We start from the raw sequence: 24410 nt of genomic DNA, 5'->3' as shown, positions 1-24410 counted from the left end.
CAACTCCGTCGGAAATCATCGGAATCGCCCGTCGAATGTCCTTGCGCCGCTGCCGTTGCGGGAAACACCGGCGACAATGTCATCGGCCAGGCCCGCAACCGAGCGCTCCGAAGCGGCCCAGGTGGCGGGGCCTGCAGACCCATGGTCCATCGCGGCCTCCGGCGACTGGTGACCGGCAGAGGGCGGGTTCGCCGTGTGATCCGGCGGCAGGTGTGCGGCGGCGATCCGCATACCCAGCCGCTCGAGCAGCAGTTCGCCCTCCGCGAAGCAGCGCGCGATATCGGGTTCGATATCGGCTAGTGCATATGCGGCGGAGAACCCAGCCTCATGCAATCTGTTGGCGGGCAACGTATTCCGGCCACAGACGGCGACGACTGGCACACCCGAGCACCCGGCAGCCGTAGCGACGCCAGCGGGAGCCTTGCCGTAGAGGGTCTGCTCGTCGAGCATGCCCTCCCCGGTCACCACCAAATCCGCATCTTCCACCTGTTCCGCGAAACGGACCAGCTGCAAAACCAATTCGATCCCGGGACACAGCCGAGCACCGAGCACCGCGACGGCCGCGAATCCCACCCCGCCCGCCGCACCGGCACCAGCACGATCGCGCAGATCGGTGCCGGTCGCGGCCGCGACACAATCCGCCCAGTGGGTGAGCGCCGAATCCAGCTCCGCCACTTGGTCACCGTTGGCTCCCTTTTGCGGACCGTAGACGGCGGACGCACCGCGCGGACCGGTGAGGGGATTGTCCACATCACATGCGACGGTGATCTCGACCCCGGCGAGCCGTTCCCGCACCGCCGCAAGGTCGATCGTGTGCAGCCGCGCCAATGCCGCACCACCGTCACCGATTTCAGCCCCATCGGCATCGAGCAGACGGGCCCCGAGCGCCGCGAGTAGCCCGGCACCGCCATCGGTACCCGCACTGCCGCCGATGCCGACCACCACCCGACGGCAGCCCGCATCGGTGGCCGCGGCGATGACCTCGCCGGTCCCACGGCTGGTGGCCGTCAGCGGTGCGAACTTCCCACCCGGTAGTCGCACCAGCCCGGATACGTCGGCCAGTTCCACCACGGCGATTTCGTCGCGACGGGCATACGCCGTGCACACCGGTTCGCCGGTGGGTCCGGACGCGGTCACCAGGACCGCCTCGAAACCCGCGGCCATTGCGGCGGCGACGGTGCCGTCCCCGCCGTCGGCGATCGGCACCACCGACACCTCGGCACAAGGCCGGATGCGGTGGATACCGGCGCGGACAGCGGCACCGACCTGCGCGGCGGTCAGCGACCCCTTGAATTTGTCGGATGCGATCAGGACTCGAGTCATCGCGGCTCAGTCCAGTCGCGCGGTCGCGGTCGGGACGTCGGCCGCGGACTGTGCGAGTTCCTCGAATTCGACGATATTGTCGATCTCGAGTCCCATCGACACATTCGTCACCCGTTCGAGGATGACCTCGACGATCACCGGCACCCGAAATTCGGTCACCAGCTTCTTCGCCTCATCGAGGGCCGAACCGATCCACGCCGGGTCGAATACCCGAATCGCCTTGCAGCCAAGGCCTTCGGCGACCTTGACGTGATCGACGCCGTAGCCAGCGAGCTCCGGGCTGTTGATATTGTCGAAGGCGAGCCGCACGTAGTAGTCCATGTCGAACGCGCGCTGCGCCTGACGGATCAGGCCCAGATACGAATTGTTCACCACCACATGGATATACGGGATATTGAACTGCGCGCCGACGGCCAATTCCTCGATGAGGAACTGGAAGTCGTAGTCACCCGAGAGCGCGACCACGGTGGCTTCGGGATCGGCCGTCGCGACACCGATGGCCGCGGGTACGGTCCAGCCGAGCGGTCCGGCCTGGCCGGCGTTGATCCAGTGCCGCGGCCGGTAGACGTGCAGCAGCTGCGCCGCCTGGATCTGCGACAGACCGATGGTGCTGACGTAGCGCACATCGGGCCCGAACGCCTTGTTCATCTCCTCGTAGACGCGCTGGGGCTTGATCGGCATATCGTCGAAGTGCGTCTTGCGCAGCCCCACGTGTTTGCGGTTGCGGCACTGCTCGGCCCACACACTACGATCGGGCAGCCGCCCGGCTGCATCGAGTTCGCGCGCGACCTCGACGAAGACGCGCAGGGCGGCACCCGCATCGGAGGTGATCCCGTAATCCGGGGCGAATACGCGACCGATCTGGGTCGGCTCGATATCGACGTGCACGAAGGTGCGGTCCTTGGTGTAGGTGTCCACACCGCCGGTGTGCCGGTTGGCCCAACGGTTTCCGATGCCGAGCACGAAATCGGATTCGAGCAGGGTGGCATTGCCGTACCGATGTGAGGTCTGCAGTCCGACCATGCCCGCGTGCAGCGTGTGATCGTCGGGAATGGTGCCCCAGCCCATCAGTGTCGGCACCACCGGAACACCGGTGAGTTCGGCGAATTCGACCAGCAGCGCGGCGGCATCGGCATTCACGATGCCGCCACCCGCGACGATCAGCGGCCGCTGCGCCGCATTCAACATCTCGATGGCCTTGACCGCCTGCGCCCGCGTCGCGGCCGGGCGGTGCACCGCCAGCGGCTCGTATGTCTCGATGTCGAACTCGATTTCGGCGAGCTGCACATCGATCGGCAGATCGATCAGGACCGGACCCGGCCGCCCCTCCCGCATCAACCGGAAGGCTTTCTGGAAGGTCCCCGGTACCTGTGCGGGCTCGAGCACCGTTACCGCCCATTTGCATACCGGTGCGGCGATAGCGGCGATATCGACGGCCTGGAAGTCCTCCTTGTGCAGCTTGGCCACCGGAGCCTGACCGGTGATGCAGAGGATCGGAATCGAATCCGCGCTGGCGGAATACAGCCCGGTGATCATATCGGTGCCCGCAGGCCCCGAGGTGCCGATGCAGACGCCGATATTGCCCGCCGCCGCCCTGGTGTATCCCTCGGCCATATGCGAGGCGGCCTCGACGTGGCGGGCCAGCACATGCTTGATACCGCCGTGTGCGCGCATCGCGCTGTAGAAGGGGTTTATCGCGGCACCCGGCAGGCCGAATGCCTGTGTCGCGCCTTCTTTTTCGAGAATCAGAACCGCGGCGTCCACGGTGCGCATGCGTGCCATGGTCAGTGCTCCCGGCCCGACAGCGCTTCGGTCACCTTCAGCAGCCCCGAGTGGTCCAGTGAGCCGTGACCCATCGCACGGGCGGCGGCGATCAACTGCGCGGTCAGCGCACCCATCGGGATCGATACCTCGGCGTCGCGGGCGGCCTGCAGGATGATGCCCATATCCTTGTGGTGCAGGTCGATTCGGAAGCCGGGCTCGAAGTCGCGCCGCAGCATGGACGCACGCTTGAGTTCGAGGATCTTGCTGCCCGCGAGTCCGCCCGCCAGCACGTCCAGGCCCTTTTCGGCATTCGCGCCCAGGTTCTCCATCAGCAGGATCGCCTCGGCTATCAGGGCGTGGGTGCCGCCGACGACGAGCTGGTTGGCGGCCTTGACCACCTGACCGGCACCGCTCGGTCCCACCAGGGCGAAGGTCTTGCCGACCGTCTCGAAAATCGGTGTTGCCGCAGCGAAATCGTCCTGGTTACCGCCGACCATGATCGATAGCGCGGCATTGATCGCGCCCGGCTCACCGCCGGAGACCGGAGCGTCGAGGACCCGCAGGCCATTGTCCGCGCCCTTCTCGGCGGTCCAGCGAGCGGTCTTGGGCGTGATAGTGGAGAAGTCGATGTACAGCGTGCCGGGCGCGGCGTGCAGCAGCACGTCGGCGAAGACGGCCTCGACGTGCTCGTCCTGCGGCAACATCGTGATGACGATGTCGGAGTCCCGCACCGCTTCCCCCACACCGGAAGCGGCCGAACCACCTGCGGCCTTCAGCTTCTCGAGTCCGGTCGGACCGATGTCGTAACCGGTCACCTCGTGCCCGGCGGCGACGAGGTGACCCGCCATCGGGGCGCCCATGATCCCCAGGCCGATAAAACCGATCTTGCGCCCACCGGTCGCCCGACCGTCACCCGGCACGGAATCGCTACGCGATGCTGCGGTCATTTCATCCACTTCCAATCCAGCTCGGGGTCTTTGTATTCGAGGCCGATCCAGCCGTCGTAGCCGCTCTCGGCCAGGGTTTCGAAGAGCGCGGCGAAATCGAGTCCGCCGGTACCGGGTCGGCCGCGGCCCGGATTGTCGGCGACCTGGACGTGGCCCAGCTGCGCCGCGTGCGTGCGGATCACCGAGTACAGGTCCTCGCCCATGCGGGCCAGGTGGTACAAATCGCACAGGAAACGCACGTTCGGTTCACCGGTCTGCTCGATGACCTGCACGGCGTATGCCGCGCTCACTATCGGATAGTCCGGCGACTCAAAGGAATTGAGCGCCTCTAGCAAAACCGTGGCACCGATGGCACCGGCCGCCTGGGCAGCCGAACTCAGGTTCTCCAGTGCGAGTTCGTCCTGTTTCTCCGGACTCTCCCCCTCGATGCGATTGCCGTACAGGGCATTCAACGCGCGGCAGCCGGTTTCTTCGGCGATACCGACGGCGACATCGATATTGTCGCGGAACCGGGTGACCTCACTCGGAACCGAGATCAGCCCACGACCACTCGGGATCAGGTCGATGAAGTTCAGACCGATCAATTCCACACCGGCATCGCGGATCGCGCCCACGAACGCGTCGATCTCCTTATCGCCCGGTGTCGGATTCTCGCCGAACGGCCACCAGAATTCGACCGCGTCGAATCCGGCCCGCTTTGCCGCGGCGGGGCGTTCGAGCAGCGGGAGGTCGGTGAACAGGATCGAGCAATTGACATCGAATTTCGGGAACGTGAGGCCCCCGGCCTGCTTACTCATTCAGCTCCTTGACGGTATTTCTTCCAGCTGCCGATGGCGGTGATATCGATCAGCTCCGGATACGAGGTAGGCGCGCGGCGCAGCAGCATCGACAGGACCGAACGGCCGTCGTCGAGTTCGATGGCGCCGAGTTCGAGTTCGGGTGGTTCGGCAGGTAGCAGCCGCTGTCGCAGCACCTCCATGGGGATATCGAACAGTTCACCGGAGATCGAATCGCCGCCGTCGGCGACGGGATCCAGACCCGGGAACCGATCGCCGACCGAATAGAAACGGTAGCGCGGCGCGGTTTTCGCTGCACCGGCGAAAGGCGCGCCGTCCAGCAGATGATTGAGCGGTTCGCCGCGCATGGCGGAACCATTCAGAAATATCAACGGCATTCGGTGAATCCTTTGTTCGCAATTTCGTCAATTATGTGACCGGGCGGCACTGTCGGAATAGCGGCGATTAGCCCGAAGCCGATCGGATATCCCGAAGTCGATTTCGTAGGATGCTCCAGCCTCGGTACCGAACCGCGCTCCCCGCGTACCGGGATGGCGATGCACGGCTCACCAGACCGGCAGCAGGTCCCGGTGGATCGGTCCGCCGGTGGCGGTGAGCGGTTGGGCCGAGCCGCCGCGGCGCACCGCGACGATCTCGGCGGCAATGGATACCGCGGTCTCCTCCGCGGTCCGCGCGCCGAGATCCAAACCGATCGGCGAATGTAGGTGTGCCAGTTCGGCTTCCGTCAGCCCGGCGGCGCGTAGAGCGGCCATGCGCTCCTCGTGTGTGCGACGGGAACCCATCGCGCCCACATAGGCCACCGGCAGGCGCAGCGCCACCTCGAGCAGCGGGATATCGAATTTGGCATCATGGGTGAGCACACACAGCGCGGTGCGCGAATCGACCTGCGTGCGTGCGAGATAGCGGTCCGGCCACTGCACAACGATCTCATCGGCATCCGGAAAACGGGCGCGCGTGGCGAATACCGGGCGGGCATCGCAGACCGTGACGTGGTATCCGAGGAAGCGGCCGATCCTGGCGACTGCGGCCGCGAAATCTATTGCGCCGAAGACGATCATGCGCGGTGGCGGTACATACGATTCCACGAAGACCGTGACCGCACCGACACCACAGCCGATCTCGCGCACACCGGTCGCGCCGGTATCGAGCATCGCCCTGGCCTCGGCCATGACCATCTCCTCCGAGGCGGCGCCGACGGTCCACCAGGACCCGATCGCCGTGGCCGTACCGGTTCTCAGATCCCGGACCAGGGCCACCGCCTCATCGGTGCGCAGGATCGCCTCGATGGCGACCCGCTCGACCGCGGTGATCCGCTGGACGAAGATCTCGAGTTCGCCGCCGCAGGTCAGTCCGACCGCGAAGGCATCATCATCGCTGTATCCGAAGGTTTCGCGCACCGGCTGTCCGGTGCGCAGGACCTCACGGCAGAGTTCGTAGACCGCGCCTTCGACGCAGCCACCGGAAATACTGCCGATGACAATGCCGTCGGCGTCGACCGCCAGCGCCGCGCCGGGCGGCCGAGGGGCGCTTCCGGTGACGCCGATAACGGTGGCCACGGCGTAATCCTTGTCCGCCGCATGCCATTTCCGCAGTTCTGCCGTGAGGTCGCGCATGGTGCTATCCGCCGAAAAGCAGTTCGATGGCCGAGATGCCGAAGTATCCGGCGAACACGAGGCTCACCAGTCCGATCAGCCAGTGGATTTCCCGGAATTTGCCGCGCGCCAGCTTGATCACCACGTATGCGATCAGACCCGCGCCGACACCGTTGGTGATCGAGTAGGTAAACGGCATCAGCACGATCGTCAGGAAGGCGGGCACCGCCACCTCCAGATCGTTCCAATCGATCTTGCGGGCCTGGGTCATCATCAGCGCACCGACGATCACCAGCGCCGGTGCGGCGGCCTGGATCGGCACCACGGCCGCGAGCGGGGTGAAAAATACTGCGAGGCAGAACAATCCACCGGTGACCAGGCTGGTCAGTCCGGTGCGGGCGCCCTCACCGACACCCGTCGCGGATTCGACATACACGGTATTTCCGGCCCCACCGCTGATACCACCGATGACCTGGGAGATACCGTCGATGGTCAGGACCTTGCCGATACCCGGCATGGTGCCCTGCTCATCGAGCAGTCCGGCTTCGTCGCAGACGCCGAAAACCGTTCCCATGGCATCGAAGAATCCGGTCAGCACCAGGGTGAACAGCACGACTCCGGCGACCAGCCCGCCCGCCTCGGCGAATCCGCCGAAGAGGTCGATATTCAGGGCCAACCCGAAGTCGGGTGCGGCGAGGAATCCCTTCGGCTTCTCCGGCACCACCGGACCCCATGTCTGCGGGTCGATCTTCGCCAGCGCGTTGACGCTAATGGCGAGCACCGTCGAGATGGCGATGCTGATCAGGATCGCGCCGGGCACCTTGCGGATGAACAGCGCCAGCATCACCAGCAGACCGACCGCGAAAATCACTACGGGCCAACCTGATAGGTGACCGCCCGCCCCGAGGGTGACCGGTGGACCGGTCTGCGCGCCGTGTCCGACCACCCCGGCCGAGACCAGTCCGATCATCGCGATGAACATGCCGATTCCGACGCCGATCGCATTCTTGAGACCGAGCGGGATGGCATTGATGATCATCGTCCGCAGCCCGGTCGCGGCCAGCACCACGATGATCACGCCCATCAGCACGACCAAACCCATGGTCTGCGGCCAGGTCATATGCGGTGCCGCCTGGAAGGCGACCACCGGAACCACACCGAGTCCGGCGGCGAGCGCCAACGGCACATTGCCCGCGACACCCATCAGGATGGTGCTGAGTCCTGCGGAAAATGCGGTGGCCGTGGTGAGTTGAGCGATGCTCAGCTTGTCACCGTTGACATCCGCGACGCCGCCGAGCATCAACGGCACCAAGAGGATGACGTAGGCCATGGCAACGAAAGTGGTAATGCCGCCACGAATCTCGCGGGAAACGGTAGTTCGGCGTTCGCTCAGCCGGAAGAACCGGTCGAGCGCGGACCTTCCGGTCACCGGCCCCGGTGTGCGGGGCTTGGTCTGAATCTGGGTCATTGGCGTGCCCTCCTCGGGGCGTAGCCGACCTACGGTCCGGCGGCTGCCCTTTTCGGACTCCGGCCGGAACGCGCGGTTCGGGTACTGCTGTTGTGGAGTCCGTCCGGTTCAATGGAACCGGCTGCTCCTGTTGATCAACTGCTCCGGATGATGTCGTCCGGTCGCACCGGCACTCGGTTGATGTGCACGGTTCCACCCCGTGATCGGCAGGCGTCACGGATCGCCGCGGCGATCGCGGGGGTAGCGGAGAGCGTGGGCGGCTCTCCGGCGCCGCGCAGCCCGTAGGGGGCGTGCGGATCGGCATTCTCCAGAATCTCCAGCCGCTGTGACGGTGTGTCGAGAATCGTCGGGATCAGGTAGTCGGTGAAGGAGGGGTTGCGCACCTTACCGTCTTTTACCTGGATTTCCTCCATGACCGCCAGGCCGAGCCCCTGGACGGAGCCGCCGTGGATCTGGCCCTCGAGGGACAGCCGGTTCATGATCTTGCCCACGTCCTGGACCGCGTCCAGGGAGACGACCTTGACCAGGCCGAGGTCAGTGTCCACGTCCACCACCGCACGGTGTACGCAGAGGGCCAGCTGGGTGTGGCTATTGCCCTGTCCCGTAACGGGATCCATGCCCGTGGTGGGCCGGTGGTGGTACTCGCGGGTCTCTTCGATAACCCCCTCATCCAGGACATCGACGATCGCCGCGAGCACCTCCCCCGAGCGCGAAACCACCTTGCCGCCGACCAGCCGCAGTCCCGACGAGGCACCGAACTCGGCCTGGGCAAGGGCGAGTACGCGCTGACGCACGGCCTCACAAGCCGCCTTCACCGCACCACCGGTCATATAGGTCTGCCGGGAGGCCGACGATGAACCCGAGTCGCCGACCTGGTTGTCGGCCGGGTGAATGGTGACCCGCTCGATGCCGAGTTCGGTGCGCGCGATCTGCGCCTCGACCGTCACCAGCCCCTGGCCGACCTCGGCGGCAGCGGTGTGTACCAGCGCAACCGGTTCTCCCGCAATGACTTCCAGCCGCACCCGCGCGGTCGAGTAGTCGTCGAAGGCTTCGGAGAAGCAGATGTTCTTGATACCGACGCCGTAGCCGACACCACGCACCACCCCCTCGCCGTGCGTGGTCTGCGATGCTCCGCCGGGCAGGTTCCGGATATCCGAGGCATCCAGTTCCGGGGGCATCGGCATATCGCGTAGCTGCCCGAGCATTTCGGCCATCGGCGTCGGTGCGTGCAGCACCTGACCGGTCGCCAGCTTGGAGCCCTGTGACACCGCATTGATCTGGCGCACGTGCACCGGATCCAGATCCAATGCCTCGGCGACCTTGTCCATCATCGACTCGTGCGCGAAACAGGCCTGTACCGCGCCGAATCCGCGCATCGCGCCGCACGGCGGGTTATTGGTGTAGACCCCGTAGGCGTCGATCTCGATATGCGGAATCTCGTACGGCCCCACCGCGAGCGAGGACGCGTTACCGGTGACATTCAGCGTCGCCGAGGTATACGCGCCACCGTCAAGGACGATGAGAACCTTTGCGTAGGTGAGTTTTCCGGCATCGTTGGCACCGTATTCGTAGAGCATCTTCGCCGGGTGCCGGTGCACATGCCCGAAGAACGACTCCTCGCGGTTGTACATCATCTTGATGGGCTTGCCGGTGCGCATGGCCAGCATGCCCGCGTGGATCTGCATGGACAGGTCCTCGCGGCCACCGAAGGCACCGCCGACACCGGCCATGGTCATCCGGATCCGGTCCTCGGCCAGGCCGAGACACGGCCCGATCTGGGATAGATCGTTGTGCATCCACTGGGTGGCGACATAGAAGTCGAGCGCGCCGTCCTCGGCCGGAATCACCAGGCCGGATTCGGGCCCGAGGAATGCCTGGTCCTGAATGCCGACCTCGTATTCCTCGGTCACCACCACGGTGGCCAGCGCGCGGCCCACGGTGATATCGCCGACGCGCACCGGCTGGTGCCGGGCGATACCGCCACGCTCCTGCACGGCGAGCCGTTTCGGGGCCGAGAGCACCGCCATCGGATCCGTGATGGGTTCCAGTACCTCCCAATCGATTTCGATGACATCGATGGCGCGTCGAGCAATCTCGGGGTGGTCGGCGGCGACCAGGGCGATGGGCTCACCGTGATGACGCACCTCGCCGATGGCCAGCACCGGCTGATCCCAGGTGTGGTCGAGCCCGTACATCTTGCGGCCCGGCACATCCTCATGGGTGAGTACGGCGTGCACACCGGTCATGGCCAGTGCGGGCGCGATATCGATCTCGCGAATGATCGCGCGTGGATGCGGGCTGCGCAGCGTCGCACCCCAGAGCATGCCGTCCATCCAGAGATCGGAGGCATAGGCGAATTCGCCTTTGACCTTCAGGGTGCCGTCGGGGCGCAACGGGCTCTCCCCGACGCCGCCTTTACCCGGCGCGGCAACCTCTTTCGGAAAGCGGGTGGTTCGTGGGACAGTCATCATGCCTCCTGTCGCATGAGCCGCTTACGGGCCGCGACACCGGCCCGGCCGACGACATCCTGGGCTACAGTGCGCAATTCATCGTTCTCCACGACGGTGCGCCCACCGACGAGCAGCCTTGCCAGTGGCGGTGTCGGCCCGAAAACCAAGGAGCAGACCGGATCCTCGATCGCCGAGCGGAAGCCGTCGACCCGCCAGATGGCGAGATCGGCGAGTTTGCCGGGTTCGATACTGCCGATCTCGTTGTGACGGCCCAGATTACGGGCTCCGCCCAGGGTGCCGATCTCGAGCGCCTGGCGCGCGGTGAAGGCGGTAGGGCCGTGCACCGCGCGCTGGAACAGCATGGCCTGACGCATTTCCCCAGCCAACGAGGTCAATTCGCTCGACGCCGCACCGTCGACGCCGATACCGACCGGCGCACCGGCGGCGACCAGATCGCTGACACGAGCGATACCCGCGCCGAGCCGGGCGTTGGAGCTGGGGCAATGCGCCGAGCCGCTACCCGTTTCAGCGAAGCGTCGGATATCGGCGTCGTGCAGGTGCACCGCGTGCGCGAACCAGACATCCTCGCCGAGCCAGCCCAGCTTTTCCATGTATTCGACCGGGGTGCAGCCCATCTGTTCGATGCAGTGCTCTTCCTCGTCGAGCGTTTCGGCGAGGTGGGTATGCAGCCGAACATTTTTGGCGCGTGCCAGCGTCGCGGAATCGATCATCAGACCTTCGCTCACCGAGAACGGCGAACACGGCGCGACGGCGACCCGCAGCATCGAATCGAACGATGGATCGTGGTATTTGTCGATGACTTCGGCGGTGTGAGCGAGGATTTCGTCTCTGCTCTCGACCACCTCGTCCGGCGGCAGACCGCCGTCCTTCTGCCCGCGGTCCATGGACCCGCGGCACGGGTGGAAGCGCAGGCCGATCTCGCTCGCCGCGCGCACCTCGGCCTCGAAGAGGTCGCCGCGCCCCTTCGGGAAGATGTAGTGGTGGTCGCTGCTGGTGGTGCAGCCGGTCAGCGCCAACCAGCCCAAACCCGCGGCGGCCGCGCCGTAGACGACGTCGGCGTCCATGCGCGCCCAGGTGCGGTAGAGACCGGTCAGCCATTCGAACAGGGTGGAATCCTGGAACAGGCCCTGACTGGCCCACTGGTAGAGATGGTGGTGGGTATTGACCAGGCCCGGCGTCACCAAACAACCGGTGCCGTCGATCTTTTCGGCTCCCGGCACGATCGGTGCCGGTCCCGCGCCGAGGGCAACGATGCGGCCCTCGGAGATGACGACATATCCGGACGCGATCTCGTCACCGACGACCGGTGCGATATAGGCGTTCTCGATGAGAGTCTTCATCGGCCCGCCTTACGTGCCGCGGCCAGTCGCACCGCGTCGAGGATCTTCTCGTATCCGGTACAGCGGCAGAGATTTCCGGCGAGGGCCTCGCGGATCTCCACATCGGACGGATCGGGATTGCGTTCGATGAGATCGTGTGCCTGCACGATGAGACCCGGTGTGCAGAAACCACATTGGACCGCACCGGCCTCGACGAAGGCTTCTTGCATCGGGTCGAGTTTCGCGCCGTTGGCCAGACCCTCGACGGTGCGCACCGAGCGATCCTGCACCTGACCCGCGGCCACCAAACAGGAACACACCGGTGTGCCGTCCAAATAGACTGTGCACGAACCACATTCGCCTTGCTCACAGGCGTTCTTGGAGCCGGGCAGGCCCATGCGCTCGCGCAGCATATAGAGGAGGCTCTCGCCCTCCCACACATTGTCGACGGTCTCTTGCGAGCCGTTCACGTCGAAGGTCACACGCATCAGGCTGCCCTCCTTCTTTCTGCCAGGTAGTCCGTCCAGGCCCAGGACAGGGTGCGGCGAGCCAGCACCGTCAGGGCGTGTTTGCGGTATTCCGCCGTGCCTCGAACGTCATCGATCGGCTCGGCCGCGGCCGAGACCAGCGCACCGAAGTCGCGGACCACATCGAATGGCAACGGAGCCGGGTCATCCCAGTCCAGCGCATCGGCGAGGAACTGCTCGGCGGGCGTCGCGCGCAGCGGCGTCGGACCGGCGGATCCGATGCCGGTGCCGACGGTGCGGGTATCGGGATGCAATGCGATCGAGAATGCGCAGACCGCGATCACCATGGCATTGCGCGTCCCGACCTTGGAGAAGTACTGCGGCCCGGTGGCGGGTTCGAGCCGGATGGCGCGGATCAGCTCGTCGGGCTCCAGGGCGTTCTTCTTTACCCACACGTAGAAGTCATCGATCGGGATGAGCCGGGTACCGCGCGCGGCCGACTCCACCTCGATCACCGCATTGCCTGCCAACAGCGCGGGATGGGCGTCACCGGCCGGGGAAGCCCCGCCGAGATTGCCGCCGACCGTGCCGCGATTGCGGATCTGCGGCGAACCGACCGTGCGCGAGGCCTGAGCCAGACCGGGCAGCTGGTGGTCGAGTCGGTTGATGATGCGCACGTACGGGACGCCAGCACCGATCCGGATCCAGCCGTCGGGCTCGGTCGAGTAATCGAAGAGTTCACGACAGCGGTTGAGATCGAGCAGTGCCACCGGACGGCCATGGTCGAAGTTCATCTCGACCATCACATCAGTGCCGCCCTGGATGGGTTTGGCCTCCAAATTGGCGGCCTTGAGCTCGAGCGCCTCGGTCCAGGTATCGGGTCGTAGGAAATCCATCGTCACTCCCATGCCGGTCCGGCCGCGGGGGCGTCCTCGGTGAGTACGGTGCCCTCGATCAGGCCATAGGGACGGTCGGCGGCGAAGAACACCTCGTTGTCGTTCTCCAGTCCGAAGCCGGACAGATCCACCACGAAATGGTGCTTATTGGGCAGCGACAGCCGGACCTCGCACACCTCGGGGACCGCGCCGATCACCCGGTCGCCCATGGCGTACAGCGTCTGCTGCAGCGAGTAGCTGTAGGTGTCGGCGAATGCCTCGAGCAGCGCGCCACGGACCGCACGGTAGGCCTTGTCCCAGTCACTCGGTTCGCTCGCGAAGCGCCACTGGGCATTGACCTCGGTGGCCAGTACGCGGTCGTAGGCCTCCCGCAGCGTCGTGTACTTGTCCTTGATGTAGCCGTGGAATTCCGAGCCGGTGGAGTTGAGTACCACCAATCCTGTCAAACCCGAGACCACCCAGGTGCTTTCGCCGTCGTAGTGCACCCGCGAAGTGCGCGTCTCCTGGCCGGAGCGTACGAACGAATACTGCTTATCGCCGGGCCCGACCACGATGCGCTCCCAGGCGTACTCCTCCAGGCAGACCCGCGCGTGGTGGATGGGTGGCTGGGAATCGACGAAATGCCGTGCCAGCAAAAGCCCGAACGCTTCCGGAGAGGTGATCCCGTATTCCTTGGCGAAGGCGAATACGGTGTTCTTCTGGGTGTCGGTCGGCAGGACCGTCGCGTTGTCGCCGGTCAGGTGGACCTCGTCCATGTCACCGGATAACGCGACACCGACGTTCAGATCCCGGATCTCGTGGACGCCACCGGTTTTCCTCACCCGGACGACCCGGTTTTCCGCTTTGCCGTATCTATTCGGCCCGAGCTTGATCGACATGGTTCAGCTACCTCGGTAGGTCGAGTAGGAATAGGGACTGAGCAGCAGCGGCACGTGGTAGTGCTCGGCTGGGGCGGTGACCAGGAAGTCGATGGTCACCGACGGGTAGAACGGACTGAAGTCACCGGTTTCGAAAATCAGACGGTGCACCCCGATTTCGAGTGCGGGCAGATCCTTGATGCGCCCGTCGTCGTCGGTGCGACGCTCGGCGAGCACGGTGCCGTCGGCCTTTTCCAGTCGCACCGGCAGCCCCGCCGCCGGACGACCCGATGCCGCATCCAGCACATGGGTGGACAGACTCACCTGTCCTCCAACAGTTTTCGGATCCGGAGCCGGGTGATATCGGCGAGTTCGCGTTGCGTCGCGACACGTTCCCCCTCGGCGGTATTCGCCAGTCGCCTGCGCAGTTCGGCCCGGATCTGCTCGGCGGTGCGGCCCGCGGCGCGGATCAGGAAGACATGTCCGAACCGCTGCTCGTAGGCCAGGTTCGCGGCGGCGATGTCATCGAGAGTCCGCTGGTCCGCGCCCGCCGTGCCGGACTGCTCACCGGCGGACCACGTGGCCTCGCGCTGGGGCGTGCCCGCCTTCGCCCGATCGCCGATGCGCGGATGCGCGGACAGCGCCTCCTCGATATCGGGCCAACTCAACTCACGTATCCCGGCGACCGCGGCGGCCATCAGGCTCGTGCTGTCCACGTAGGGCCGGTGCGCCGCCACCTTCTGCGCCCAGACGTGTGAGGCGCAGCAGCTCAGCAGTTCCGCCTCGGCCTGGTCCGGAGGCAGCGCATTGAGCCATCCGATCTCACCGGACATCCGATCTCCCATCGAGCTTGTTTGTGCTGGGAGTAAGTACACCCGCCGGGCATCCGCGCTGCTAGGACCCAGAAATCCGAAGTGTGCGCCAGTTCACACGGCCTCGTTTGTGTGAATATCCAAAGCGGTCACCGGGTGGGCGCGAGCTGGGCTGTTAGCCTCGGCAACTGTGCGACTTAGATCACTTCTGACCATGAATCTCGGTCTCGAGCTCGTCACCGGCGAAGCAGAGCTCGACCGTTTCGTGCGCTGGGTAGTGACCACCGACATGCTCGATCCGAGTCGCTATCTCTCCGGCGGCGAGCTGGTGCTGACCGGGCTGCAATGGCGGCTCGCCCCGACGGACAGCGAGACCTTCGTGCGCGCCCTTGCCCAGGCCGGAATCGCCGGACTCGCCGCCGGCGACGCCCGTTACGGCGGCGCGCCGCCCGATGTCGTCGAGGCCTGTCAGCGGCATCGGATACCGCTGTTCCGCGTCCGCGAGGATATCGCATTCGCCCAGGTCACCGAGACATTGACCCGCAATCTTTCCACCGGGCGCGCCGCCGACCTGACCGCCATCCTCGACCGGCACCGCCAGCTCGTCTCGGGTACCGGACTCGGCTCGGTGCTGGAGCTCATCGAACGTGACCTCGGAATGCGCTGCTGGGTCGTCGCGTCCACCGGACGAGTGGTGGCCGGGCCAGCCACAGCACCGCCGGTCGCGGTCACCGCCGCTTTCCTGCACGCGCGCCGACTCCCCCACGTGCTGACCCACGACAAGGCGCGCTACTCACTGTTCGCCGTCGACGAGCACAGCACCTCACGCGCCGCCGACTGGTTCCTGGTCTTCGAAGGCGATTTCAAGGATTGGCCGGAAGAACGTCGCGCCCTGACCGGCGAGCTGGCCGCGGTCGTATCACTCGAACGCGCCCGCCTCGACGATCGCCAGAGCGCCGAGGGCCGCCTCGCCCAGGAACTGATCGAACTGATCGTCTCCGATGCCAAACCCGCCGAGATCATTTCCCGCCTGGAACTGACCGGCCTCGGCCCAGCAGAAACCTATACCGCGGTGGCCGCTGGCGCAGATGCCTTGCGCCCCGGCGAATTACGCGTCTTGCTCCGCGAAATCCTCTACGGCAGAGGGCCTGCCGCAGGTGTGGTCGACGGCGAAGTCATCGCTTTGATTCCCGCGGACGGCTCGGTAATCGGCGAAATCCACCGCGCTGTCAACGCTTTGGAGCCCGGACTGCAGGGTGCTCACCTATCGATCGGTGTCAGCGGCATCGTCGACGGCGAAGGCCTGCGCGGCGCCGTCGAAGAAGCCCGCTATGCCCGCCGTCTGGCCGCCGACCGTCCTGCCCCGACCAGCGTCGTCGGCCACGACGAACTGGCCACCCATATGCTCCTGCTGGCCAGCGTGCCCGACGAAGTCCGCCGTATGTTCCGCCTGCGCCTGCTCGACCCGTTGAGCAGCTACGACCAGGAAAACCGCGCCGAGCTCGTGCACACCTTGGAAACCTTCCTCCAGGTCTCCGGCTCGTGGACCAAATGCGCTGAGCTACTTCACGTTCACGTGAATACCCTACGCTACCGTATCCAACGGATCGAGGAACTCACCGGCCGCGATCTATCTCGCCTCGAAGATCGCGTCGACTTCTTCCTCGCCCTCGCACTCCGCTGAAGGAACCCATGGACAGCACGGATCTATACATCCCGACTCGGCTCGGAACCCTGCACGTCGTCACAACCGGGCGCGGTGATCCGCTCATGATGTGGCCCAGCCTGCTGATGGACGCCGGTCTCTGGGACGCTCAGGTCGCCCACTTCGCCGAGAATTACCTGACCATTGCGGTGGACCCACCCGGCCACGGAAAATCCACTCCACTGACCCGCGGCTTCACCTTCGACGACTGCGCGGGCTGTGTGGTCGACATCCTCGACCACCTCGAATTGCCGCGGACCCACTTCATCGGAAATTCATGGGGCGCCATGATCGGCGGCACCTTCGCCGCCGAATTTCCGGACCGCATCCGATCCGCGATCTTGATGAACGGCACGGCCTCACCGGCCCCGACCGGTCAGAAACTGCAGTACGCGGCGCTGCTGGTCCTCATCGGAATCCTGCGCGGAATCCGCCCGCCGATCACTCGATCGGTCGTGAGCGCCTTCCTCGGACCGACCACCGAGGCCACGCGCCCCGATGTCGTGCGCCGGGTCCTGGAAACCGCTCGCCGCAATGATCCGAAGTCGGTCGCTCATGCCGTCCGATCCGTCGTGATCGAGCGATCGGATCAGCGCGACCGCTTCGCCGCGATCACCTGCCCCACGCTGGTCGTGGGCGGCCGCGAAGATCGCACCTTTCCGGTGCCCGAACTCGAGACCATGGCCAGGTCGATTCCCGGCGCGGAGCTCGCGGTTATCGAGGATGCCGCGCACCTCGCCGCGGCCGAAGTCCCCGAGGTCGTCAATCAGTTGGTCGAAACCTTCCTGGCCAACTGCGCCGAAGCACGCTGATTCGCACCGGTCTTGCGTACGGCTGTGCCGGGGCGAACTATTAGCTGTGCGGTGGCCGCGTTCGCGGGCCGTGCGGTCCGAGCACCCTCGGTGGACCACGACGCGTCAGCCTCGCTACAGAGCGGAGTGCTCACTCCGTACCAGGAGGACTCGATGTTCATCCAAGTTATTCAGGGAAAGGTCGCCGACGCCGATCGGCTGCGTCGGTGTATGGATAAGTGGAACGAGGAATTGCAGCCGGGAGCCGTCGGTTATCTCGGGACGACCAGCGGGTTGTGCAATGACGGGACGTTCATCGCATTGGCGAGGTTCGAATCCGAAGAAGCGGCGCGGCGCAATAGCCAGCGGCCGGAGCAGGCCAAGTGGTGGGCCGAGACCGAACAGTGCTTCGACGGACCGGTGCAGTTCATGGATTGCCCAGAAGTGACGCAGTGGCTGGGCGGTGGCTCCGATCAGGCCGGGTTCGTCCAGATCATGGAGGGCCACACTCGCAATCCGCGCCGCATGCGCGAACTGCTCGCCGAAGGCACCGAGCGCATCCACGAACTGCGCCCCGAAATTCTCGGCGGTACCTTGGCGACATATGGCAGCGACGGTTACGTCGAGGCCGTCTACTTCACCTCCGAAGCCGAAGCACGCGCCCACGAAAAGGTGGAGATCCCAGACGATCTGCGCGCCCTGTTCGAGGAGGAAAGCCAACTCATGGGCGAAGTCGAATACTTCGACCTACACGAACCGAGGCTGGTCTCGAACAAGCGCTGACCGACCGGTCGGATACCAGTAACGCCCGCGCACAAGTCACTGCGCGCGGCGCTCACTGGCTATGCGACACATCGACCGATACCCACATCTCGCCAAGGCAATTGGATGTCGGTGGTCGGCGCTAGCGTGGCGCCGTGAACCGTACGGATCGGCTATATGCGATCGTCGAGGAATTGCGGGCGGTGGCGCCACGGATGCGGACCGCGCGAGAGTTGGCGCAGCGCTATGAGGTGAGCATTCGAACGATCGAGCGCGATATCGCGGCACTGCAGCAGGCGAGTATTCCGATCTACGCGGATGTCGGCAGGCGCGGTGGGTACGCGTTGGAGAAGAGCATGTCGCTACCGCCGCTCAACTTCACCGCGGCCGAGGCGGTCGCACTGGCCGTGGCCTTGGCGCGCAGCGAGGCGACGCCTTTCGACCAAGCCGGGCGCAGCGCATTGCGCAAGATTCTCGGGGTGATGTCGGAGCGCAATGCGACCGCCGCCCGCGATCTCGCCGCGCGCGTTCGATTATTGGAACCGATTGATGCGCAACCCGTCCCAGCGATTCCGTCGGTCATCGGGCAGTCGATCGAGGCGGGACGGGTGCTGCGCATCAGCTATTCCGACCGCTTCGGCGCGGTCAGCGAGCGGGACGTGGAGCCGACGGCATTCCTCAATGGATCGCACGGCTGGTATCTCATCGCATGGTGCCGCTTACGCGCGGAGTCACGCTGCTTTCGGCTGGACCGCATTCGCGCGGTGACCATGACCGATACCCCGATGTTGCCGCGCCCGCTCGACCCAACCGATATTCCGAAGGATTGCGAACTCCGGACCGTCGCGCTGTGAGATGACCAAACACCGACAGGGGGTTGTCGCCGCGCCGGGTGATCGTGATCGGGCAAGACAAGACACATACCCGATCGCGAGGAGAAGACACGGTGAGCACTCCCCCTTTCAACACGGTTGCCTGGTTCCAGGTCGGCAGCGATAAACCGCAGGAGGTCGCGAAGTTCTACGGCGAGTTGTTCGGCTGGAGCTTCGCCGCGGATCCGAATGCCGACAGCTACGACTTGGTCAGCTACCCCGCGAGCGAGACACCGAGCGGCGGCATCGCGCACACCCCCGACGCCTCGGCCAATCACGCGACCTTCTTCGTACTCGTACCGGACGTGGCGGCCACGGTCGCCGCCGCCGAAAAGCTGGGCGGAAAGGTGTCGGTCCCACCGGTCACCGGCAAGGATGGTCTCGTCTTCGCGCACATCCGCGACACCTCCGGAAACGACTTCGGCGTCTTCAGCCCACCGCCGCAGTCGTGACCCGACGGGGACCTCGACCATCGGCCGAGGTCCCCTGGTCGGCTCGAACTTTGTTGCGGGGAGCCAAAATAAGACCACATCTCGAGTCCATCGCAATTCGGCAGCTATCCGATTTATCGAATGGATGGCTGCCGAATGCGCGGGCTAGCCTCGAAGACCATCGCGCTGCGCTATCGGATGCTGACGACCATCAATCGCGGTTGGACTCGAGAATCGAGGATCCCGATGAGCATTTCCCCGGGTCATGGCGTCGGGCCGCCTATGAATCGCACACGTTGGTCGGCCGCACTGGGCGCACTGATCCTCGCGGTGGCGCTGAGCGGCTGTGCCTGTTCGTTCGAGGAGTATCCGGATGGCGCGCGGGCCGCGGTCGAAGAGTTCACCGAGCTGCTGAACAAGCGGGATGCGGATAAGGCCGCGAAATTGACCACCCAACCGACCAGTGCCGCCGCATCGCTGCGACAGATATTCCAAGGGCTCGGCCCCGGTGCTCCGGACTTCCGGCTATCGCAATTCATCGCATTGGATACCGCGGAGGGAATCTTCGCACTGCAGGGCGCGTGGACATTCGGACCCGATCGAAGCTGGACATATGACGCGCAGGGCACGGTACGAAAGTTGGCGACCGGATGGCGCATCTCCTGGGAGCCCACCATCGCTATGCCCCAACTGGACAACACCCGCACAGTCGACCTGGTGAAGGCCTACCCAACGCCGCCACCGGTGGTGAAAGACGGTCTCGGACAAATGTTGATGACCGAGCAGATCATCGCCGTGGTCCGGCTCGATCCCGCCCGCATCACCGATCCGGTCGCCACCACCGACGCGTTGGCCAAAGCCATCGAACCGATCGCACCGCTGATCACCGGGGCTTCCTTGCGAGCGCAACTCGCCGCCGCCAAAGGTCAACCGGTCATCGCGGTGAATCTGCGGCAGGACGACTTCGCGGTTCTCGAACCGGACATCACACCGATTCCCGGGGTGGTCGTGCAGCCGCAGCCCCGGCTGATCTCCGCCGACCGCCGAATTCAATCCCCCATGTTCGACGCGCTGCGCACGGTGTGGCAGGACAACCGGGACAGAACCGCGGGCTGGGCGGTGCAGCTATCGGGACCCGACGGACTTCCGGTCGCCAATATCGCTGGACAGCAGGGCACACCGGCGCCGGACGTGGCCTCCACGCTGGATCCGTACTGGCAACGCGCCGCCCAGAACGCGGTGAATTATCTCGGGAATCCAGCCGCCGTCGTCGCGATCCGACCCGCGACCGGAGCCATTGTCGCCGCCGCCGAGAACAATGCGGCAAGCACGGACCAACCGGTGGCCTTCGCCGGGCTCGCCCCGATCGGCGGCATTAGCGAACTACTGCGCACGGCCGCGGCCACCAGCGCGCACAAACCGCCGCAGAACGTATCTCTCGACGAGATCGACCAGACCGCCCGCACGCTCGGGCTCGGCGTCGACTTCGAGCTGATGGGTCTGGACAAGGTGAGTTCGCGAATTCCTGCCCCTGGCACCGACGAGGTCCGACGCGGCGGCCGGGCGAGCGAGATCCAGGCCAGCGCCTACGGCATGGCGATCCTCACCGCCGCCATCGCCAATGGCCGCATCACCCCACCCATGATCGAAATCGGCCGCCCGGCCAGGACTTCATCCGAATCGAGTCCGCTGCCCGCCGCGGTCGTCGACCAACTGCGCGGGCTGATCGCCGGCGGCGGATACGTCACCACCGCTGGCGGGCAGGGTTGGCTGCTCGCGAATACCGGCGAGTTGGCCTTCGCACTCCACGTCGAGGATCCGGACAGCAGCACCACCGTTCGGAACGCGGCCGAACGCATTTTCCATCCGGATCTCGAATAGGCCCACAGCTCACAGCCAACACCCAGCTTGTCTCGAGCTCTGGCCTTGCTCCGCGGGTCACGCTTATGGAATGAGCAGAGCAGAGCTGGAAGCGCGCATTCTCGTCATCGACGATGAGCCGATGATTGTCGAGCTCCTTGCGATCAGTCTGCGATTCCAGGGGTTCGAGGTGGTCACCGCGATCGGCGGGACGGACGGGCCGGACAAGGCACGCCGGTTCCGGCCGGATGCGCTGATCGTGGACGTGATGATGCCGGGCATGGACGGTTTCGGGCTGTTGCGGCGGCTACGCGCGGACGGGGTCGATGCGCCGGTGCTGTTCCTGTCCGCTCGCGACGATGTCGACGACAAACTCACCGGGCCCAGCGTCGGCTATGTGCTGCGCGCACCGCGGCCGAGTCGGATATGAGACTGCGCGAATCACTCACCCGGCGGGTCTCGGCCATCCCGCTGCGGGTGGGACTTGTTGTCGCCCTGGTTTTCCTGGCGGCGATGGTGCTGGTCTCCACCGGTTTCGCGGTGACCTCCGCGTTGAGCCGGTCGCTGACCGCGCGCACCGACGAGCAGCTCTACGATGCCGCTCGCTCCTGGGCACAGCCACGCGAGATGCAGCAGGTCCGCACGAATGACGGTGCGACGATATGGGTTCCGGCCGACCTGCCGCAGGCGCCGACACCTCGACTGTTCACCGATCAACCCCGCCGCTTCTACGAGTTGCACCAAGGCCCCGACGGACAGATCTATCCGGGCACCTCGGTCACCGTCGGGAGCATCGGGACCACACCGGATATCGACGGGCGATCGGCATCGGTCCCCACAACCGTCGGCTCGACCGACGGATCCGAGGTGCGGTGGCGTGCCCTGACCACCAGCAACCAATACGGCTCGACGACCATAGCGCTGCCGCTCACCGATAACCAGGAGACGGTATCGCGATTGATCTACTTCGAACTCGGCACCGGAGCGGCCGCGCTGATCGTGCTCGGGGTGGTCGGGTATTTCGTCGTGCGACGCAGTCTGCGGCCGCTGCGCACGGTCGAGCAGACCGCGGCGGCGATCGCGGGCGGCGACCTGCACCGACGCGTTCCGGTGCGTGGTGTCGATACCGAGGTCGATCGGTTGGCGCGATCGCTGAACGCGATGCTCGCGCAGATCCAGCATGGCGTCGCAGCCACCGAGGCCTCCGAAGAAGACGCCCGACGCTCCGAAAGGCGCATGCGCCAGTTCATCGCCGACGCCAGCCACGAATTGCGCACCCCGCTCACCACGATTCGCGGTTTCGCCGAGCTCTACCGTCAAGGCGCGAGCACGGATGCGTCCATGGTGGTCGGCCGCATCGAGGCCGAGGCCGAGCGCATGGGCCTACTGGTCGAGGACCTGCTCATGCTCGCGCGCGTGGATGCCAAACGCCCACTCGACCGTAGTCAAGTCGATCTGCTGACACTCGCGGGCGATGCGGTACACAATGCGCAGGCCATGGCGGCGCGGCAGCAACCGCAACGCCCGATCACGCTGGAGGTCTGTTCGGGCGTCGGCACCATGGATGTGACCGGCGACGAGGCGCGTTTACGTCAGGTGCTGGCCAATCTGCTCGGCAATGCGCTGGCCCACACTCCGGCCACCGCCGCGATCACCGTGCGGCTCACCCCATCAGCCGATGACGTGCGCATCGACGTCATCGACACCGGCCCCGGCCTGACGCCGGAGGCCGCCGCCCGAGTCTTCGAACGGTTCTATCGCACCGATGACTCGCGCACCCGGGCCAGTGGCGGAACGGGTTTGGGGCTATCGATCGTGCAGGCCCTTGTTGCGGCCCACGGTGGTCGGGTGAGTGTGGACAGCCAACCGGGCAACGGCGCGACCTTCACGGTGATACTGCCGCGCGCGATGCCCGCCCGGTAGCTCACAGAGTCGGCACGAGTTGCGCTGCGGGTGGTGCGGGCCTCGGCCTTTCATGCGGCAGCGGCACCATCGCGCCGAAGTTGTTGCGCACCTCGGCGCACACCTGGATGAACCGCTCCACCTGCATATCGGTGAGCCCCGCATGCAACGAGAAGCGGATGCGCGCGTGTTCGGGCGCGGTGGCGGGCCAGCACAAGATCGAACCGAAAACGCCGCGGGCCTCCAGGAAGTCGCGGATCGCGCTGGTGCGCTCATCCGAACCGGTCTGCAGCGCGACGATATGGCTGGCCGAGCCCTCCAGATCGAATTCCAACGCCATCAGCGCCCGCCGCACGACCGCGGAGATCTCGCGCAGCCGGACCCGCCGCCATTCGTCGGTGCGAACCACGTCGAGCGTCGCGGCCAGACCCGCGACATCGTGTGGCAACAGTGTCGCGGAGAACACCGCGGGATCGGATTCCATCTTGAAGTAGTCGACGAAATCGATATTGTTCGCGGCGACGAATCCGGCGCGTCCCGCGAAAGCCGTTGCGAGGCTGGCGATCCGGAAAGGCACTCGATCGGTGAGGCCGAGCGCGACCACCATGCCCGCACCGTAGGGTCCGTCGGTGCCGAGCGAATGCGATTCGTCGACCACGAGCACGCTGCCGGTTTCGTCGACGACATCGCAGATCTGGGTCAGCGGAGAGCGACTACCGTTGCTGCTGTAGATCGAATCCACCGCGACGATGCCGGGTCCGTGTTTGCGGATCTCGTCGCGCAGATGGCCCGGAAAGTTGTGGCGAAACGAATATACCGGCGCGCCAGCGGTTTTCGCACCATGCCACAGCGACATCTGCGCAAGGTGATCGATGTAGACCGGCGTATGCGGATCGGCGATCGACTGCATCAGGCCGGCGTTCGCATCCCAGCCCGACTGACACAGAATTCCGCCCTTCGCCCGCATATGCTCGGCAAGCGTCGTTTCCAGCGCGATCTGCGGATGGTCGACACCGTGTAGGAAAGCGCCCGATGGCGGCGCTCCCCCGCTCGCGTACTGCAACGCCGCACACATCGCACCGACGACGTGCGGCTCATGGGCAAGCGCGAGATAGTCGTTGCTGGACAGCACGACGTCGCCCGGCCGCGGTTTACGACCGTGCAGAATATGCCGTCCGCCCCATGCGATCGCGACCCGTTCCCTATGGAATCGGTTGACGCGAAAGAATATGCGGTCGGCAACCGACATTGTCATCTGAACTCCTTTCACTGCTATCAGCTACTACAGAGCGCACACCGAGCAGATTGAATCACTCCGCATCGCCGGATGCGCCGAAATCGCGAACTCGACGCGGCATCTGTCGCCCTAACAGC

The 24410-nt window shown here is 65.5% G+C and carries 22 protein-coding genes and 1 pseudogene; 8 read left to right on the top strand and 15 right to left on the bottom strand.

Translation table 11 applies throughout. The annotated features are described in order from the left end of the window. Nucleotides 1-15: 15 nt before the first annotated feature. The 14 genes from ACQP2U_RS15165 to uraD all read right to left on the bottom strand — a co-directional run bounded on the left by ACQP2U_RS15165 (nt 16) and on the right by uraD (nt 14734). Nucleotides 16-1323: a glycerate kinase gene (locus ACQP2U_RS15165; RefSeq protein WP_433715240.1), complete on the bottom strand. Its 1308-nt coding sequence runs from the start codon at nt 1321-1323 to the stop codon at nt 16-18. A 6-nt stretch (nt 1324-1329) separates the two neighbouring features. Beyond that, nucleotides 1330-3105 (bottom strand): glyoxylate carboligase, encoded by a 1776-nt coding sequence (gene gcl, locus ACQP2U_RS15160; RefSeq protein ID WP_433715239.1) that lies wholly within the window; start codon nt 3103-3105, stop codon nt 1330-1332. Nucleotides 3106-3107: 2 nt separating this feature from the next. Beyond that, nucleotides 3108-4034 (bottom strand): NAD(P)-dependent oxidoreductase, encoded by a 927-nt coding sequence (locus tag ACQP2U_RS15155; protein WP_433715238.1) that lies wholly within the window; start codon nt 4032-4034, stop codon nt 3108-3110. Beyond that, nucleotides 4031-4831, bottom strand: coding sequence for a hydroxypyruvate isomerase family protein (locus tag ACQP2U_RS15150; RefSeq protein WP_433715237.1), 801 nt, complete (start codon nt 4829-4831; stop codon nt 4031-4033). Before ACQP2U_RS15150 ends, ACQP2U_RS15155 begins: the two co-directional genes overlap by 4 nt. Beyond that, complete coding sequence (locus ACQP2U_RS15145; protein WP_433715236.1) at nt 4828-5208, bottom strand: allophanate hydrolase-related protein; 381 nt, start codon at nt 5206-5208, stop codon at nt 4828-4830. The genes ACQP2U_RS15150 and ACQP2U_RS15145 overlap by 4 nt, the downstream gene beginning before the upstream one ends. Before the next feature lie 168 nt (nt 5209-5376). Continuing rightward, nucleotides 5377-6444, bottom strand: a complete 1068-nt coding sequence (locus ACQP2U_RS15140) for an XdhC family protein (RefSeq protein ID WP_433715235.1) — start codon at nt 6442-6444, stop codon at nt 5377-5379. 4 nt (nt 6445-6448) lie between these two features. Continuing rightward, nucleotides 6449-7891 carry an NCS2 family permease gene (locus tag ACQP2U_RS15135; RefSeq protein ID WP_433715234.1) on the bottom strand — a complete coding sequence of 481 codons (1443 nt, stop codon included), beginning with the start codon at nt 7889-7891 and terminating at the stop codon, nt 6449-6451. Between the two features lie 134 nt (nt 7892-8025). Further along, entirely contained in the window at nt 8026-10362 is a 2337-nt protein-coding gene (locus ACQP2U_RS15130; RefSeq protein ID WP_433715233.1) for a xanthine dehydrogenase family protein molybdopterin-binding subunit, read from the bottom strand. After that, the gene (locus tag ACQP2U_RS15125; protein ID WP_433715232.1) at nt 10359-11702 is read right to left on the bottom strand and encodes an 8-oxoguanine deaminase; all 1344 of its coding nucleotides are present in this window, start codon (nt 11700-11702) and stop codon (nt 10359-10361) included. Before ACQP2U_RS15125 ends, ACQP2U_RS15130 begins: the two co-directional genes overlap by 4 nt. Further along, on the bottom strand, nt 11699-12169 hold the full coding sequence (locus ACQP2U_RS15120; RefSeq protein ID WP_397034238.1) for a (2Fe-2S)-binding protein: 471 nt from the start codon (nt 12167-12169) through the stop codon (nt 11699-11701). The genes ACQP2U_RS15125 and ACQP2U_RS15120 overlap by 4 nt, the downstream gene beginning before the upstream one ends. Next, entirely contained in the window at nt 12169-13044 is an 876-nt protein-coding gene (locus ACQP2U_RS15115; protein WP_433715231.1) for an FAD binding domain-containing protein, read from the bottom strand. The genes ACQP2U_RS15120 and ACQP2U_RS15115 overlap by 1 nt, the downstream gene beginning before the upstream one ends. 2 nt (nt 13045-13046) lie before the next feature. Beyond that, a complete protein-coding gene (gene pucL / locus ACQP2U_RS15110) occupies nt 13047-13922 on the bottom strand; it encodes a factor-independent urate hydroxylase (protein ID WP_433715230.1) in 876 nt (291 codons plus the stop codon). A gap of 3 nt (nt 13923-13925) precedes the next feature. Continuing rightward, nucleotides 13926-14225, bottom strand: coding sequence for a hydroxyisourate hydrolase (uraH, locus tag ACQP2U_RS15105; RefSeq protein ID WP_433715229.1), 300 nt, complete (start codon nt 14223-14225; stop codon nt 13926-13928). Continuing rightward, a complete protein-coding gene (uraD, locus tag ACQP2U_RS15100) occupies nt 14222-14734 on the bottom strand; it encodes a 2-oxo-4-hydroxy-4-carboxy-5-ureidoimidazoline decarboxylase (RefSeq protein WP_433715228.1) in 513 nt (170 codons plus the stop codon). Before uraD ends, uraH begins: the two co-directional genes overlap by 4 nt. Before the next feature lie 193 nt (nt 14735-14927). Between uraD and ACQP2U_RS15095 the strand changes: the two genes are divergently transcribed. The 8 genes and pseudogenes from ACQP2U_RS15095 to ACQP2U_RS15060 all read left to right on the top strand — a co-directional run bounded on the left by ACQP2U_RS15095 (nt 14928) and on the right by ACQP2U_RS15060 (nt 23057). Further along, nucleotides 14928-16397, top strand: a complete 1470-nt coding sequence (locus tag ACQP2U_RS15095; RefSeq protein WP_433715227.1) for a PucR family transcriptional regulator — start codon at nt 14928-14930, stop codon at nt 16395-16397. Between the two features lie 8 nt (nt 16398-16405). After that, nucleotides 16406-17230, top strand: coding sequence for an alpha/beta fold hydrolase (locus tag ACQP2U_RS15090; protein WP_433715226.1), 825 nt, complete (start codon nt 16406-16408; stop codon nt 17228-17230). A 153-nt stretch (nt 17231-17383) separates the two neighbouring features. Further along, a complete protein-coding gene (locus ACQP2U_RS15085; RefSeq protein WP_397034252.1) occupies nt 17384-17992 on the top strand; it encodes a hypothetical protein in 609 nt (202 codons plus the stop codon). A 134-nt stretch (nt 17993-18126) separates the two neighbouring features. After that, nucleotides 18127-18825: a helix-turn-helix transcriptional regulator gene (locus ACQP2U_RS15080; RefSeq protein WP_433715225.1), complete on the top strand. Its 699-nt coding sequence runs from the start codon at nt 18127-18129 to the stop codon at nt 18823-18825. A 92-nt stretch (nt 18826-18917) separates the two neighbouring features. Then, complete coding sequence (locus ACQP2U_RS15075; protein ID WP_397034256.1) at nt 18918-19295, top strand: VOC family protein; 378 nt, start codon at nt 18918-18920, stop codon at nt 19293-19295. A gap of 261 nt (nt 19296-19556) precedes the next feature. After that, nucleotides 19557-21155 (top strand): NTF2-like N-terminal transpeptidase domain-containing protein, encoded by a 1599-nt coding sequence (locus ACQP2U_RS15070; RefSeq protein ID WP_433715224.1) that lies wholly within the window; start codon nt 19557-19559, stop codon nt 21153-21155. A gap of 70 nt (nt 21156-21225) precedes the next feature. Further along, nucleotides 21226-21528: pseudogene (locus tag ACQP2U_RS15065) on the top strand (response regulator); the annotation flags it as partial. A 32-nt stretch (nt 21529-21560) separates the two neighbouring features. Next, a complete protein-coding gene (locus ACQP2U_RS15060; RefSeq protein WP_433715223.1) occupies nt 21561-23057 on the top strand; it encodes a sensor histidine kinase in 1497 nt (498 codons plus the stop codon). Between the two features lies 1 nt (nt 23058). On the opposite strand, the gene cqsA is transcribed toward ACQP2U_RS15060, so the two are convergent. Then, complete coding sequence (gene cqsA, locus ACQP2U_RS15055) at nt 23059-24291, bottom strand: alpha-hydroxyketone-type quorum-sensing autoinducer synthase (protein ID WP_433715222.1); 1233 nt, start codon at nt 24289-24291, stop codon at nt 23059-23061. Nucleotides 24292-24410 lie beyond the last annotated feature (119 nt).

This window comes from Nocardia sp. CA-084685, from assembly GCF_050955785.1.
Lineage (GTDB): Bacteria > Actinomycetota > Actinomycetes > Mycobacteriales > Mycobacteriaceae > Nocardia.
This window is presented reverse-complemented; position numbering and strand designations above follow the sequence as displayed.